Genomic DNA, 13291 nt, shown 5'->3' on the forward strand with positions numbered 1-13291 from the left:
TTAAACTAGCAGAAAATAATCACTTAAAATATTTCTTGTATAATTTTATACACCAATCAATCTGTCAAATTAATGAAAAAAACTGAAAGAGTTGAAATAATTAGAAAAGAACTTAAAAAGCTATATCCAACACCTCCAATACCTCTTGAGCATTCAAATGCATATACACTTTTAGTCGCAGTAGTTTTAAGTGCACAATCAACTGATAAGAAAGTTAATGAATTAACAAAAAGCTTATTTAAAGTTGCAGATAACCCAGAAAAGATGGTGAAGCTTGGTATTAACGGTATTTATGAATATATAAAATTTTTAGGACTATCTAATCAAAAATCAAAGAACATTTATAACCTATCTAGACTATTGATAGAAAAACATAAAAGTATAGTTCCAGATACCTTTGAAAAGCTTGAATCTCTCCCAGGAGTGGGTCATAAAACAGCATCAGTTGTAATGTCACAAGTTTTTAAAATCCCCTCATTCCCAGTGGATACTCACATACACCGATTGTCACAAAGATGGGGGCTATCAAATGGAGATAGTGTAATTAAAACAGAAAAAGACCTGAAAAAAATATTTCCTATTGATGAATGGAATACCTTACATTTGCAAATAATCTTTTACGGTCGAGAATACTGCACAGCAAGAGGCTGTGATGGAACAAAGTGTTATTTATGTCGTACACTTTATCCCAAAAGAAAAAAGAAATTTATATGTAAAAAGCCATGAGAAATATATATAATAATTTAATTACTTTTTTATTATGAAAATAGCAATTACTGGTGCATCGGGGAAAACAGGTTATAGAATTTCTGAAGAAGCAGTTAAAAAAGGATATAAAGTAAGGCAAATCATTAGAAAGAACTCAAAAGTTTCAGAAGGCCTTAAGAGTCTAGAAACAATTAGAGTTTCATTAGATAAAAAAGAGGATCTAGATAAAGCTTTAAAAGATATTGATGCTTTGATAATTGCCACTGGTGCGAGAGCTTCTTTAGATTTAACTGGTCCTGCAAAGGTTGATGCACTAGGTGTATACAGGCAATTAGAGAGTTGCAAAAGGGTAGGTATTAAGAGAATTATTTTGGTAAGTTCACTTTGTACTGGTAAATTATTTCATCCCTTAAACCTGTTTGGGTTAATTCTTATTTGGAAGAAAATAGGTGAAAATTACCTACGAAATTCAAATTTAGAATGGACTATTATTAGACCTGGAGGATTAAAGGAAAGTGAAGATATTAAATCAGAAAATATAAATTATTCAAAAGAGGATACTCAAATTAATGGCTCAATCCCAAGAAGATTAGTAGCGAAATGTTGTATAGATTCGTTAAAAAACAAAGACTCCATAAATAAATTAATAGAAGTAACAAGTTCAAGTAAAAATAAAAAGATATCTTTTAAAAAAGCTATGCAAATGATTTAAAAAATGTAAATATATAAAATAAAAACTTATGAAAATAAACCCAAAAATTGACGCATTACAACTAATGCTCACTGACTTGAGAACAAGAAATGAACCTATAAGACATAAGGCTGCATTTAAAGGTTGTCAGCCAGAATTTCAAAGTCTTGTGTCAAGGTTAATAAAGCAGTTAGAGGAAGAATTGATTTCCGAAAAGCTTATAAATCGTGATATTTAAAAAATTAAGATCATTTAAATGAACTTAAATTATCTAATTTTACTTGTTCTGATAGTTCATCATATCCTCCAAAAAATTTATTATCCAGAAATATTTGAGGGAAAGTATTGTGGTTACTTTTAAACATTATTTTTTGAAAGCTTTCATCATTATCAATTAAAGTAACTTCATGACAGATAGATAAAGAATTAAGTAACCTAATTGCTCTTTTAGACCAAGGACAATCTTTTAAAATATAAACTTTTACTCGTGATTTATTTTTAAATAAATCATGACTTGAGATATTAATAATTTTTTGTTCAAAAGAAATTAATAATATATCAGTACCTTTTTTTACAATACATCCCTGCTCAAGATGCCCGCCAAAGACATTACATCCCTCATCTGCAAAACTCAAATGTAAATGAACATTTCCTTTATTAAAATGACCGTTTAGAGATACTATCTCTAGATTTCCTTCAAATTTATTTATCTCCTGATTTCCTGGGCATTGAATACAAACTGTTCTAAGATTTCCAACCACTCCAGAAACATAACCGTATAAATTATTCAATAAAGAATATTCTTTAATTGAATTTTTCAAATCAGATTCTGGAGATAGCTTTAGGCTATGAGGCTGCATTAGATATTATTAATAATTTTGTAATATAAAACATCATGAATCACAAAGAGAAGTTGAGTTCATAATCTTTAGGATTATAATTTAAATTTAATCTCGAAATTTAACATTACTATTATTAATAGTAGTTTTCAAAATTAAGTAAGCTTCTTGAGACTGTAATATACTTTTAATATAGAAAAATTAATTTGTTAACTAGAAAAATTCTTCAAAATTTGTCATTAAATATTCCTAACTTATTATCGATATCTCGCCTTTTCCTTGTATTTCCCCTAATACTTTTTTTAGAAATTGATAGACCTTTTTATGTTTTTATTTTGATTATTATTGGTGGTTTAACTGATTATTTTGACGGGCTAATTGCAAGAAAATTTAATCTTAAAACAAGATTAGGAGCTATCCTTGATCCCTTAAGCGATAAAGTATTCTATTTGATTCCTTTAGTTTTCCTTTGCAAAAATAATTTAATACCTTTCTGGTCTTTAACATTAATTTTATTTAGAGAATTAATAATATCTAGCCTGAGGAACCTTGCAAAAGATGGTTTGCCGGCATCTCAATTAGGAAAGTTTAAAACATTTTTCTTTTTTATTTCAGTAATCACATTCTTCTCGCCATTAAAAATAGGTTTATTGGACAATTTAGCTTTAGTTTTTTATTGGATGGGATTCTTACTGACTTTTTTCACTTTATTTGGTTATTTAAGAATTAAAAAGAATCCTATCTGAATTTTTTTCAAACCCCTCATTCTTTTTAAAATTAAAATCGTTCACAAAACTATCCTTTAACCCATTAAGCAAATCAAAATTTGGTTCCCAATCCAAATCATTCTTAATCTTAGAAATATCAGTCTGATAATGATTTAATCTAATTGGAAATCCCTTTCGAGATTTTGGATCTAATTTTTGATAATCAAATGTTCTTAATGAAATCTCATTTTGGTTTAATCCAAGAACTTTTGCACAGAAATAAATCAATCCCTTAATAGTAACGCCTCTTTCACCTGAACAGTTGTAAATATTATTTTCAGAATTTTCAAATTTTATGCACCTAATCATTACATCAGTAAGATCTGAAACATGTCCAAGCTGAGTGATTAAAGACCCGTCCCCAGGGATTGGTATGGATTTATAAGTAAATAACCTTTCAAAAAACCAATTTTCAATTTTATTATAATTTCCTGGTCCATAAATATAAGTAGGTCTAAAACTTGTAAAAGGAATTTTTTGATTTATCAACCAATTTTCCGTCTCAAACTTTCCTTTGTGCCGACTATCTGGGTCAATCGGATCATCCTCAGATAATGGTAATTCACAATTATCTTTATAAACGCCTGCAGAGCTGACATATATATATCTCTGGAAAGAGTTATCTAAATTTTCTATAAGAAGTTTAGTTTGTTTTAACTCTCGTCCAGAGATATCATAAACGACATCATACTTTTCATTTTTTAGCTTAACTATACTTTCTAAATTATCCCTATCCCCCTTAATTAAATTTGTATTTTCAGGATTAGCTTTATTACCTCTCGTAAAAATATCTATATCATGATTTTGATTTAATAACTTTTCAACCAAAGACTTTCCAACAAATCTAGTGCCACCCATTACAAGAATTTTCATATTCAAAAAATATTTAACTGAAGTAGTAATCTTAAATAGGATTACATATTGAATAGTACTACTAAGAAGTAATTAATGAAAAGGATGTTTCTATGGAACTAATACCAGCTATTGATTTAATGAATGGCAAGTGCGTAAGGCTTTTTAAAGGTGACTTTAATAAAAAAAAAGATTTCAAAAAAGAGCCTCATGAGCAAGCAAAATTTTGGGAAAGCGAAGGAGCAAAATATATTCATATAGTTGATTTGGATGCTGCAAAAACTGGATCCCCTGCCAACGATAAATCAATAAAAGAGATTGTGAAAGCTATTAAAATTCCTATTCAAATAGGTGGAGGAATAAGGTCTAAAGAAAGGATAGAACAATTATTTTCTTATGGTATTGAGAAAGTTATAATGGGGACTTCTGCAATAGAAAATAAAGAATTAGTCAAAAACTTATCAAATAAATTTCCTGGAAGGATAATTGTTGGTATTGATGCAAAAGACGGAAAAGTTAGTACAAGGGGGTGGCTCAAGCAATCTAATATTTTAGCCAAAGACCTTGTAAGAGAGTTTTCTTCATTTAAAATCGCAAGTTTTATTGTTACGGATATAAATACAGATGGTACTTTAGAGGGAACTAATGAAGAATTCATAAAAAGTATTCTTGAGATTACAGATATCCCAGTGATAGCCTCAGGAGGTGTTGGTTCGATTTCTGATTTATTATCTTTAGTAAAATTTGAAAATTATGGACTCTTCGGTGTTATTGTTGGTAAAGCTTTGTATGAAAATAAATTTACAATTAGAGAAGCGAATAGTGTATTGTCATCTGAAAGACTATCTGACTATGATTTAAAAAACGATTATAACGCTTAAAGAAGATGAAAATTGATACCTCTAGAGATTAATGGAAAAAGTTAATCGCTATGTGATGGAGTAGAACTAAACCAGTTATGGAAGATTATTAATAACCAATATTATTTCTAGGATTAGTTATGTAAATTATTAGATTTAGAACATAATTAGCAGGCAAGTTTAATGGCTTCAAAAGAAGTAAAGCCATACCTTGAGTCAAGTTAAATCCCTTATCTTCCATATATAAAGAAGAGTCATACATATTCAGTATAAATAAACTGTCAATTACAAACAAACAATGATTAAATTTAACATAAGAATTTATTGGAAAAATAATTTCAAAAAAGTCAAAATATTTAAATACTATTATTAAAAAATTTTATATCAGTACTGCTTAATTTTATGTTCATGAAAGAATAGATAATCCTCGTAATAAATACAAAAACACTAAAGTTTTAAAGTTCTTAAACATCAATGAACTATCTCTTTGCAAGTAAAAGATTTAAAGCAATAATTGGTATTGGCATAGTTGCTATAAGTATTGGTGCAATATCAAAAAAAGAAATTAGTTATCCGGCAGGAGGATGCCTGAAAGGGGTTCAAGTATTTACTTTAAAAAAGGAAATAAATAAGGACATTATCTAATAATCTTATTACATTATTCTTAATTATTATATCCAGTCAACTTTAATGATTAGTTGAGTTTTCGTTAGTATACCTAGAATTATTTTCCCCATTGATTTCCCAGAAGAAAAACCATCAATCTTTTATCAATTTACAATTGAATTTGTGAGTTTTGATGTCTTTTGAGACCTCTAATAAATTAAGTTACTTATAAACTTCCTTTCCATAAGTTAAATTTGATTAATGAAATTAGGACTCTAAATATGCAGAATATGTAACTACAAAATTATATTTAAGTTAAATAAAAACTCCATAAATTCTTAGTGACTTTAAGAAGTAAATATAAATCCTCTCTCAAAATAAGAAAGGTATCTGAGCGCAGTATTTGGTAAATATTAAAAAAGCAAAAAATGAGATTAATAAGCGTTTCATATATTTACTACTTTTCTTAAATGCTTTCTAACTATTTTATCAAGCAAAATACCCATAACTTTGTTTTATGTTTCTGTATTTGGTGCAGATTTTCTAGAACATCACATATTTGATCTAGGGTGTCTTTATTTAATTCAGTTACCGCTATTAAGATATAAGGTATTAATGTTCCAGTTTAGTTCACAAGTAGATATACATGATTATTGTATTAATTTTTTTTTATTGCTATTTTTTTAATGCGGGCTAAGGTTCATTTCTCCACGAGGATTTAGTCCGCTGAATTTTAAGGAGTCAATTAATTTTAGGATTCATTTTTTAGCTATTACTTAGAAATAGTTTCACAAATATTTATTATTGCTTAATTTCTATTTTACATAGTAATTTTTTTTCATATGCATGATAGAAAGTGTAACACTTCTTATTCAAAAATATTGTTATTTTGCTTCATAACTTTCTTGAAATATTTATACTCAATAAATTCTTGCATCATTTTGATATTATCAGAGATTGATTTTTTATTGACTTTATAATCATCGCTATTACTTGTAAATTTATTACTTTTAGAGAATGGTTCTTGATCAAAGGAATCATTGATTAAAACTTTTTGATTACATTTATTTATTGGGAAAGAGTCCCCTAATACACCTCTAGACCTTAATGCTTCTTCAACCAATAAACCTGTGATTTTTGACTGACTAAATTCATTAGCTTTACACAATTTCTCAATAATTTCATGAACTTCTTCAGTCGGCAAAAAACCAATTCTTTTCCTCTGAGAGGGCATAATAATAAATTTAAGTGTCACACTTGCGCATTACAAGTGTTGCACTATATTTGATTTAAGTCAACTAATTTTTGTTATGTATGTATTGATATTACCTGTCGGATTTATTCTCTGGTATTTAGCTTACGATGCAAAACCTATTATTAATGATGAAGTAACACTTCACTGGAAAGAGAAGAATACAAATAAAAGAAATAAACTTATAAATATAATTAACAAAAACTTTTAAAACTGACTGCCAACAAATTTTGACCATTCCTTGTGTTTGTAATCTAGATCTGAGATTAACTGTTTTTGATAATTATATTTGAGTTGATTCTCGTTAAGAGATTTTTTGGTGATCAGCATCTCTTTGGAGAAAAAATCAGGATTATTAGTACTTTCAAATTTCTTTTTGATATCCATTAAAAAAATTAATCTATTATTTTTATATGATTTAACTACCTTTAGTCTTAGAATTTTTATATTATTTTTATATTTACTTAATATATAATTTTGGCAAGTTTGTAAAAATAATTAATTTATTAAATAAAAAAGGCTATATTAAAGAAAACTTATTTTTGACTTATGAATATTAAGGAGAGAGGAATAACTGTTGGAGATTTACTAATTACATTAATAATAATCCTCACTACTACAATATTATTAAAAACATTTAACAAGGATAAGAAAACAGCAGTTAATAATATTAATCAAGAAGAAGTATCTTATGAGAAAACTTCGTTACCAAAAATCCATTTAAACATTATGCCTAAATAATATATTTCTAATTTTTATTTATTTAATATTGAAAACTCATAATTAGCACATATATATTAATTACCTGATCTCTTATTTAATTTTTTTGTATTTAAATCTAGGCAAATTATAGTTTAAATTGCATAAGTAAATTAATGAAATGTTTTTGAGCTTTCCCATTTTAAATTATCCTTTAAATCATTGATATCACTTGATAGATAAACTAAATTTACCATTTGCAGGATTTGTGTTTTATCTAGCCTTTCAATAGCTATGAGTTTGTTGAGCATTTCTAAAACAGATTTATCATTAATATTCATTATCGATAATGCAAAAAACAAAGCTACTTTAATAAATAATTCTATCTTAAAAATTTAAAATTACTACTAAAATTTTTAACATATTTGTTGCTGAATATAAAATATAAATATTAATTTTTGAATATAACACTCTTAATATCAAGTCAAATTATAAAGCTCACTTTCTTATAAATTCGTTTATTGTAAAAAAAAAAGAAACATACAAATGAAAAAAGACTCTAGAAAAGATTACATTAATAGAGATGAAGTAAACGAAATGATTGAATCAGCTATTAGAAGACATAATAGAAGATCCACAATAATTTCAAGCGTACTTGGCTGGATCCTAATAGGGGGCTATTCATTTGGACTTTTTCAAGCGGTACAAAATGTCTAACTAATTTTTTCCATCAAACATAACAAGATGGATGATAGATTAATATAAGTTTTAGTATTTATTATGAGGGAATATATTGAAGAAAATTTAACAGTTATTAGAAAATATTTAAAAAAACGAAAAAAAGTTTTATCAAACTTGAATAATGAATCGATAATGTCAGAATTCAAAGAGTGGTCGAAAGATCCTTTGCCGGAATTAGAATCAATATGGACTCTACCCGACTTAACGAGCAATGAAAGATTAAAAAATTTTTGTCGCTCAATAAAGAAAGAAATAAGATAATTTATCAACTACCTAGTTGAATGTGATTTAACTTTAGATAAAAATAACCCGCAAACCCAACTATATTTAACAAAATAACGAAAACCCAAGCTCCTATAGGTTGCTTAGAATCTAATTTTTTTATTCTAATTTTATTCTTTAGCCTTTCAATATATTTAGCCATAATTAAAATTACTGAAAAGAACAATTTTAATTATAGATAGTTGAATTTAAAAGAATCTTAAAAAAAAAGAATTTTACTTTAATTATAATTTTTATTATCAATCCTATTAATTGGATATTTGATCAATTCCTTTTTGAGATTTTTTAAAAGTTTATTATGGTTCAAAATTGTGTATTTCCTTGTGAAGGAATGATGCCATTTCATTGAATTAGAAAAAAACTTGCTAATTTATTATTAATAAAATTATAATGCTTAATACGGTCATTTAGACCATACATAATTCAAATAAGGACAATTATTTCCATGAGCTTAAGAGTTGGACAAGAAGCACCTGATTTTAGTGCTACAGCAGTATATGACCAAGAATTTAAGGAGATTACACTTTCAGGTCTGAGAGGTAAGTGGGTTGTATTATTCTTCTACCCGTTAGACTTTACTTTTGTATGTCCAACAGAAATTACTGCATTTAGTGATAGATATCAAGATTTCTCATCACTTAATACGGAAATACTTGGAGTTTCAGTTGATAGCAAACACTGTCATCTAGCTTGGATACAAACTCCGAGAAATGAGGGTGGAATAGGCGATATTAACTACCCGTTAGTTTCTGATTTGAAAAGAGAAATCTGCCAGGCATACAATGTTCTTAATGATGATGGAGAAGCAGATAGAGGTTTATTTCTTATCAATCCTGAAGGAATAGTTATGCATACGACTGTTAACAAAGCACCTGTCGGCAGAAATGTTGATGAAACATTAAGAATCCTTCAAGGTTATCAATACGTTGCAGCAAACCCAGATGAAGTATGTCCAGCGAATTGGACCCCAGGTGAGAAAACAATGTTAGAGGATCCCAAAGGGAGTAAGGAATATTTTTCTGCGCTATAGAAGGATTAGTAACTTTTAAGTAAGTATTGAGTAGTAAATAATTATAAAAAAATAAAAAATAAACATATTCAAAAAGGGGGTAATATCCTCTTTTTGAGGTCTCCGAACAATCCAATCGCTTAAATTCGATTTATAAGATAAAAAAGACCACGTAAAATAAGATATTTCTATTGCAATTAATATAAAAACATTAATTAAATTTATGTCATTTAAACCAAAATATCTATTTATATGAAACTGATTATCAACATTAATATTATTAACTTGAATATACCAGAGGTAAAAAGAAATCAATATAAAATTTACTAAAATTAATTTTTTAAATAAAAGCATAGGTTTCTTAAAAATTAATAGAATAGAAATTAAAAATATGAATAAACTAAACTTAAAAATATCAGGTTTTTGTATATTGTTTCCTTCAAAAAATAAATTATATATAAGATCAAAATTTATATATATATAATCAACTATTAAGTACGAGAGAAATATCAAATTTGTTGCTACTAAAAATAATAATGCTTTCCCTTTAATTGTTTTTTTACTACAAATATTATTTTTTTTAAAATTATAGTATGTATAGTTATTTATGGAGTTTAAACATATCAAAGATGGGCATATTATGCCGCTCAAATAGTAAAGAATTGAATAAAATGAAAAATCATTAATATTGAATAAAGACAAATTAAACCATTGTTTTTGAACAAATGGAATAATAAGCAAGAATGAAAGTGTAACTAATAATCTCGCTGAATTGTTTTTAATAAGCAAAAAATATTTTATTTTTTTTAATTTAAAACAATTAAATCAAACTTTCAACAATTCAGAAGTTGTTTTTTTGAAAACTTGTTTATCTATAGTTTCTAGATTTAAAAGTATATCAACTAATTTATCTAGTAAAACTCTATTTTTTTTTAATATGTCTATTGAATTATTTAATGAAATCTTAGAAATCTTTATGATTTCATTATCTATTCTTGAACTAGTATTTTCTGCTATGAGAGGCTTTCTTCTAAATAATCCTTCTCCCAAAAACATTTCATTATTAGAGTCCATTGAAATTGGACCAATAATTGAAAATCCAAATTTTGTAACCATTTCTCTCACTATATTTGTTGCATAAGAAATATCATTTATGGAGCATTGAGTTATTTCACTTTCGCCAAAAACTATAATTTCTGCAGCTCTTCCTGCAAGAGCAATCTCAATTTTTGAAAATAATAATCTTTTGGAAATCAAGCCACTAGAAATTACATCTTCATCTGGGCATATTTTTGTATATCCTCCTAGAGATCCAGATCTAGGTAAAATTGTAATTTTATCAACTGATTCAATTCCATTTCTTACAGCAGATACAATTGCTCTCCCTACCTCATTATAAGCAATAATTTTTTTCATATTTGGAGAAGTTATTAATGAACTTCTTAGGCCAATAGTAATTTTATCAAGAGCATTTTCAATATGAAGATCACTGATAAATTTGGATTCTTCTCTTGCACAGTGAATAGCACTCTCGTTCATCAGATTTGCAAGATCTGCCCCAGAAAATCCAACAGTTCTAGAAGCCCAATATCCTAAGTCAACATCGTTTGAAAGTGGTTTTGAAAGTGAGTGAACTGAAAGAATTTTTTTTCTTCCATCTAAATCAGGAAGCATTACTTCTATTTTCCTATCAAATCTTCCTGGTCTTAATAAAGCTGCATCCAAAATATCTGGTCTATTTGTTGCTGCTAAAACAATAATGCCTGAATTATCAGCAAAACCATCTAATTCAGTTAGCAGCTGATTAAGGGTTTGTTCTCTTTCATCATTGCCACCTCCGATCCCAGACCCTCTTTGCCTACCAATAGAATCAATTTCATCGATAAAAATTATACAAGGAGATTTTTCCTTAGCCTTAGAAAATAGATCCCTCACTCGGCTTGCGCCAACACCAACAAAAAGTTCTACAAACTCTGATGCAGATATTGAGAGAAAAGGCACTCCTGATTCACCGGCAATTGCTTTAGCTAATAATGTTTTACCCGTTCCTGGAGGGCCAATCAAAAGAACTCCTTTAGGAACTTTTGCTCCAAGATTTTCAAATTTCTTTGGTTCTTTCAAAAAAGTTATCACCTCTTTTAATTCCTCTGCGGCTTCAGGAACGCCAGCTACATCATCGAATCTGGTATCAACATCATCTATAGTTACAAATTTAGCTTGATTTTTGGTAAAGCCAAAGGCTCTAGAAGCCAATTTGGATGTACTCCTCAAGATTAAGACTAGAGCTAATATAAAAATCAGTAAAAGGCTAATTGAAGCGAACGAATTAGCGGCTGAAGCTTCTTTTCTACTATTGTTAATAGTGAGATCAACTTTATTTTCATTGGCCTTTTCAAGGATCAATTGATCGTTGTAAAGGATAGGTATTTTAAATTTATCGCCATTTTTATAAAGAACATCTATTTCTCTTTGCCTAGGATAGAAAAATATTGATTCTATTTTTCCCGCATCTATATCTTCTAGAAGATCCGAATAACTTGATTTAGAATTTGAATATGAGAATTTTGATCTAAACACTAATCTTTATAAGTGATTAATAAAGCATATATGCTTATTAAAAAAATTGACGTATATAAACAAAATATACTCAAAAGTTTTGGAGATAACCAGTTAAAGGTTATATTATTATAAGGAAATAAAGAAACAGAATGGCTGTACCAAAGAAGAAAAAATCAAAGAGCAAAAGGAACCAAAGGCACGCCGTCTGGAAAGGAAAAGCAGCAAAAGCAGCTCAAAAAGCTATTTCTTTAGGTAAATCAGTTTTAACTGGGAAAGCTCAAGGATTTGTTTACCCTATTGAAGAAGAAGAAGAAGAATAGCTTTTAAGATCCTAATTTAAATGCTTCAAGTATAATTGCATAAACTGCACCTATTCTTAGTTTATCAACTAAGGTCCATAGATAATAAAATTTTGAACTTGATGAAGGCTTAATTCTTATAATAATTTCAATAAAAATGATAATTATTGGAACCATAATTAACTCATTTTTACCTTCAGATATAAATTTTGTAAGAAAATTGGCAAATAAAAAATAACCTATCAAAACAGAAATTAGACTTATAGATTTTGACCTCCAAGTATCACTTAGAAAACCAAAAAATAAATTATTTAATTGGTAGGTAATTCTTGAAAAATTAGTTTTTTGCATTACTAACAGTCATTAAATAATCACTTAAAAAGCCATAGTCAACATATGATTTTTTTAGTTTAGGACCTTTAATTACATTTGCCACATTATTCTCATCACCAAGACTGTCTAAAATACAATTTAATTTAATATTTTCCTCAAGAACTATTGGGATATTAGAAGGAACAAAAATTGTAGGTAATTTAGCTGCTAAGGAAGATTTCAATCCTGGATTAGAGTCTTCGAAAACTATTGAGTTATTTTTCTTTATACCACTTAATTTAATTGCCTTTAAATAAGGAAATGGATTTGGTTTCTTTAATTCAACGTCTTCACTTGAAATAATGAACTCAAAGGGATTGAAGCCATTAAATAGATATTCAACAAGTAGATCAACTTGATTCCTTGAACTTGAAGTAACAATAAATTGTCTTACTTTTTTTCTATGTAATTCATTTATTAATCTAAAAACACCAGTTTTGAAGTTAACGCAACTTTTTTTTATAATTTCTAAGTAATAAAACTGTTTTTTTTCATGGATTTTGAGAATTAAATCTTCTGAAAAGTCATCATTATTCTTTTTAGCGTAGTAAGCTATCCTATTTTTGCCCCCATTTATCTTCAAAAGCTTTATGTATGCATTAGTGTCCCAATTCCAATTAATACCAAGGTCATTGAAAGCATAATTAAAAGCAGGTAAATGAGCCTCTAATTCTGTATTCGCGATAGTACCATCTAAGTCCCAATAAACACCCTCTAGAGTAGTCACCAAGAATAATTTCTATTATCTACGATAA

General features: G+C 27.7%; 20 protein-coding genes. 11 read left to right on the forward strand and 9 right to left on the reverse strand.

The features are described from left to right. Nucleotides 1–72 precede the first annotated feature (72 nt). The 3 genes from nth to HA144_RS05090 are packed head-to-tail and all read left to right on the forward strand — an operon-like array spanning nt 73 to nt 1637. Nucleotides 73–726 carry an endonuclease III gene (gene nth / locus HA144_RS05080; RefSeq protein WP_209043031.1) on the forward strand — a complete coding sequence of 218 codons (654 nt, stop codon included), beginning with the start codon at nt 73–75 and terminating at the stop codon, nt 724–726. 34 nt (nt 727–760) lie between these two features. Then, nucleotides 761–1420: an SDR family oxidoreductase gene (locus HA144_RS05085; protein WP_209043032.1), complete on the forward strand. Its 660-nt coding sequence runs from the start codon at nt 761–763 to the stop codon at nt 1418–1420. 28 nt (nt 1421–1448) lie between these two features. Further along, nucleotides 1449–1637, forward strand: coding sequence for a hypothetical protein (locus tag HA144_RS05090; RefSeq protein WP_209043033.1), 189 nt, complete (start codon nt 1449–1451; stop codon nt 1635–1637). 10 nt (nt 1638–1647) lie between these two features. Here HA144_RS05090 and HA144_RS05095 read toward each other — a convergent pair whose 3' ends face one another. Next, on the reverse strand, nt 1648–2259 hold the full coding sequence (locus HA144_RS05095) for a PCC domain-containing protein (RefSeq protein WP_209043034.1): 612 nt from the start codon (nt 2257–2259) through the stop codon (nt 1648–1650). A gap of 185 nt (nt 2260–2444) precedes the next feature. On the opposite strand from HA144_RS05095, the gene pgsA reads away from it, so the two are divergent. After that, nucleotides 2445–2984 carry a CDP-diacylglycerol--glycerol-3-phosphate 3-phosphatidyltransferase gene (pgsA, locus tag HA144_RS05100; protein WP_209043035.1) on the forward strand — a complete coding sequence of 180 codons (540 nt, stop codon included), beginning with the start codon at nt 2445–2447 and terminating at the stop codon, nt 2982–2984. On the opposite strand, the gene HA144_RS05105 is transcribed toward pgsA, so the two are convergent. Next, nucleotides 2958–3878 carry an NAD-dependent epimerase/dehydratase family protein gene (locus tag HA144_RS05105; RefSeq protein WP_209043036.1) on the reverse strand — a complete coding sequence of 307 codons (921 nt, stop codon included), beginning with the start codon at nt 3876–3878 and terminating at the stop codon, nt 2958–2960. The genes pgsA and HA144_RS05105 overlap by 27 nt on opposite strands. 92 nt (nt 3879–3970) lie before the next feature. Between HA144_RS05105 and hisA the strand changes: the two genes are divergently transcribed. Continuing rightward, a complete protein-coding gene (hisA, locus tag HA144_RS05110) occupies nt 3971–4738 on the forward strand; it encodes a 1-(5-phosphoribosyl)-5-[(5-phosphoribosylamino)methylideneamino]imidazole-4-carboxamide isomerase (protein WP_209043037.1) in 768 nt (255 codons plus the stop codon). 88 nt (nt 4739–4826) lie between these two features. On the opposite strand, the gene HA144_RS09580 is transcribed toward hisA, so the two are convergent. Next, entirely contained in the window at nt 4827–4958 is a 132-nt protein-coding gene (locus HA144_RS09580) for a hypothetical protein (protein WP_257470520.1), read from the reverse strand. Between the two features lie 233 nt (nt 4959–5191). Here HA144_RS09580 and HA144_RS05115 point away from each other — a divergent pair, with 233 nt between their 5' ends. Beyond that, nucleotides 5192–5362, forward strand: coding sequence for a hypothetical protein (locus HA144_RS05115; protein WP_209043038.1), 171 nt, complete (start codon nt 5192–5194; stop codon nt 5360–5362). A gap of 829 nt (nt 5363–6191) precedes the next feature. On the opposite strand, the gene HA144_RS05120 is transcribed toward HA144_RS05115, so the two are convergent. Next, nucleotides 6192–6557 (reverse strand): hypothetical protein, encoded by a 366-nt coding sequence (locus tag HA144_RS05120; RefSeq protein WP_209043039.1) that lies wholly within the window; start codon nt 6555–6557, stop codon nt 6192–6194. Between the two features lie 225 nt (nt 6558–6782). Continuing rightward, nucleotides 6783–6962, reverse strand: coding sequence for a hypothetical protein (locus HA144_RS05125; RefSeq protein ID WP_209043040.1), 180 nt, complete (start codon nt 6960–6962; stop codon nt 6783–6785). Between the two features lie 162 nt (nt 6963–7124). Here HA144_RS05125 and HA144_RS05130 point away from each other — a divergent pair, with 162 nt between their 5' ends. Continuing rightward, nucleotides 7125–7316, forward strand: a complete 192-nt coding sequence (locus HA144_RS05130; RefSeq protein WP_209043041.1) for a hypothetical protein — start codon at nt 7125–7127, stop codon at nt 7314–7316. A 131-nt stretch (nt 7317–7447) separates the two neighbouring features. Here HA144_RS05130 and HA144_RS05135 read toward each other — a convergent pair whose 3' ends face one another. Continuing rightward, complete coding sequence (locus HA144_RS05135; protein ID WP_209043042.1) at nt 7448–7615, reverse strand: hypothetical protein; 168 nt, start codon at nt 7613–7615, stop codon at nt 7448–7450. Nucleotides 7616–7820: 205 nt separating this feature from the next. On the opposite strand from HA144_RS05135, the gene HA144_RS05140 reads away from it, so the two are divergent. The 3 genes from HA144_RS05140 to HA144_RS05150 all read left to right on the forward strand — a co-directional run bounded on the left by HA144_RS05140 (nt 7821) and on the right by HA144_RS05150 (nt 9327). Then, nucleotides 7821–7991, forward strand: coding sequence for a hypothetical protein (locus tag HA144_RS05140; protein WP_209043043.1), 171 nt, complete (start codon nt 7821–7823; stop codon nt 7989–7991). 63 nt (nt 7992–8054) lie between these two features. Next, nucleotides 8055–8276, forward strand: a complete 222-nt coding sequence (locus tag HA144_RS05145) for a hypothetical protein (protein ID WP_209043044.1) — start codon at nt 8055–8057, stop codon at nt 8274–8276. A gap of 466 nt (nt 8277–8742) precedes the next feature. After that, the gene (locus HA144_RS05150; RefSeq protein ID WP_209043045.1) at nt 8743–9327 is read left to right on the forward strand and encodes a peroxiredoxin; all 585 of its coding nucleotides are present in this window, start codon (nt 8743–8745) and stop codon (nt 9325–9327) included. 804 nt (nt 9328–10131) lie between these two features. On the opposite strand, the gene ftsH is transcribed toward HA144_RS05150, so the two are convergent. Next, entirely contained in the window at nt 10132–11883 is a 1752-nt protein-coding gene (ftsH, locus tag HA144_RS05155; RefSeq protein WP_209043046.1) for an ATP-dependent zinc metalloprotease FtsH, read from the reverse strand. A gap of 131 nt (nt 11884–12014) precedes the next feature. On the opposite strand from ftsH, the gene rpmF reads away from it, so the two are divergent. Continuing rightward, the gene (gene rpmF / locus HA144_RS05160; RefSeq protein WP_209043047.1) at nt 12015–12185 is read left to right on the forward strand and encodes a 50S ribosomal protein L32; all 171 of its coding nucleotides are present in this window, start codon (nt 12015–12017) and stop codon (nt 12183–12185) included. Between the two features lie 3 nt (nt 12186–12188). Here rpmF and HA144_RS05165 read toward each other — a convergent pair whose 3' ends face one another. Together HA144_RS05165 and HA144_RS05170 are read right to left on the reverse strand one after the other, a co-directional pair. Beyond that, nucleotides 12189–12515 (reverse strand): DUF565 domain-containing protein, encoded by a 327-nt coding sequence (locus tag HA144_RS05165; protein WP_209043048.1) that lies wholly within the window; start codon nt 12513–12515, stop codon nt 12189–12191. Then, a complete protein-coding gene (locus HA144_RS05170) occupies nt 12502–13263 on the reverse strand; it encodes an HAD-IA family hydrolase (RefSeq protein ID WP_209043049.1) in 762 nt (253 codons plus the stop codon). Before HA144_RS05170 ends, HA144_RS05165 begins: the two co-directional genes overlap by 14 nt. Between the last annotated feature and the right edge of the window lie 28 nt (nt 13264–13291).

The organism is Prochlorococcus marinus XMU1404, from assembly GCF_017696175.1.
GTDB lineage: Bacteria > Cyanobacteriota > Cyanobacteriia > PCC-6307 > Cyanobiaceae > Prochlorococcus_A > Prochlorococcus_A marinus_X.

What these genes read in the sequence shown, in the direction of transcription:
- hisA (WP_209043037.1), top strand. Translation starts at nt 3,971, where the DNA reads ATGGAACTAATACCAGCTATTGATTTAATGAATGGCAAGTGCGTAAGG.
- HA144_RS05145 (WP_209043044.1), top strand. Translation starts at nt 8,055, where the DNA reads ATGAGGGAATATATTGAAGAAAATTTAACAGTTATTAGAAAATATTTA.
- HA144_RS05125 (WP_209043040.1), bottom strand. Translation starts at nt 6,962, where the DNA reads ATGGATATCAAAAAGAAATTTGAAAGTACTAATAATCCTGATTTTTTC.
- HA144_RS05120 (WP_209043039.1), bottom strand. Translation starts at nt 6,557, where the DNA reads ATGCCCTCTCAGAGGAAAAGAATTGGTTTTTTGCCGACTGAAGAAGTT.
- HA144_RS05085 (WP_209043032.1), top strand. Translation starts at nt 761, where the DNA reads ATGAAAATAGCAATTACTGGTGCATCGGGGAAAACAGGTTATAGAATT.
- HA144_RS05140 (WP_209043043.1), top strand. Translation starts at nt 7,821, where the DNA reads ATGAAAAAAGACTCTAGAAAAGATTACATTAATAGAGATGAAGTAAAC.
- HA144_RS05115 (WP_209043038.1), top strand. Translation starts at nt 5,192, where the DNA reads ATGAACTATCTCTTTGCAAGTAAAAGATTTAAAGCAATAATTGGTATT.
- rpmF (WP_209043047.1), top strand. Translation starts at nt 12,015, where the DNA reads ATGGCTGTACCAAAGAAGAAAAAATCAAAGAGCAAAAGGAACCAAAGG.
- nth (WP_209043031.1), top strand. Translation starts at nt 73, where the DNA reads ATGAAAAAAACTGAAAGAGTTGAAATAATTAGAAAAGAACTTAAAAAG.
- HA144_RS05135 (WP_209043042.1), bottom strand. Translation starts at nt 7,615, where the DNA reads ATGAATATTAATGATAAATCTGTTTTAGAAATGCTCAACAAACTCATA.
- HA144_RS09580 (WP_257470520.1), bottom strand. Translation starts at nt 4,958, where the DNA reads ATGGAAGATAAGGGATTTAACTTGACTCAAGGTATGGCTTTACTTCTT.
- HA144_RS05130 (WP_209043041.1), top strand. Translation starts at nt 7,125, where the DNA reads ATGAATATTAAGGAGAGAGGAATAACTGTTGGAGATTTACTAATTACA.
- HA144_RS05095 (WP_209043034.1), bottom strand. Translation starts at nt 2,259, where the DNA reads ATGCAGCCTCATAGCCTAAAGCTATCTCCAGAATCTGATTTGAAAAAT.
- HA144_RS05165 (WP_209043048.1), bottom strand. Translation starts at nt 12,515, where the DNA reads ATGCAAAAAACTAATTTTTCAAGAATTACCTACCAATTAAATAATTTA.
- HA144_RS05105 (WP_209043036.1), bottom strand. Translation starts at nt 3,878, where the DNA reads ATGAAAATTCTTGTAATGGGTGGCACTAGATTTGTTGGAAAGTCTTTG.
- HA144_RS05150 (WP_209043045.1), top strand. Translation starts at nt 8,743, where the DNA reads ATGAGCTTAAGAGTTGGACAAGAAGCACCTGATTTTAGTGCTACAGCA.
- HA144_RS05090 (WP_209043033.1), top strand. Translation starts at nt 1,449, where the DNA reads ATGAAAATAAACCCAAAAATTGACGCATTACAACTAATGCTCACTGAC.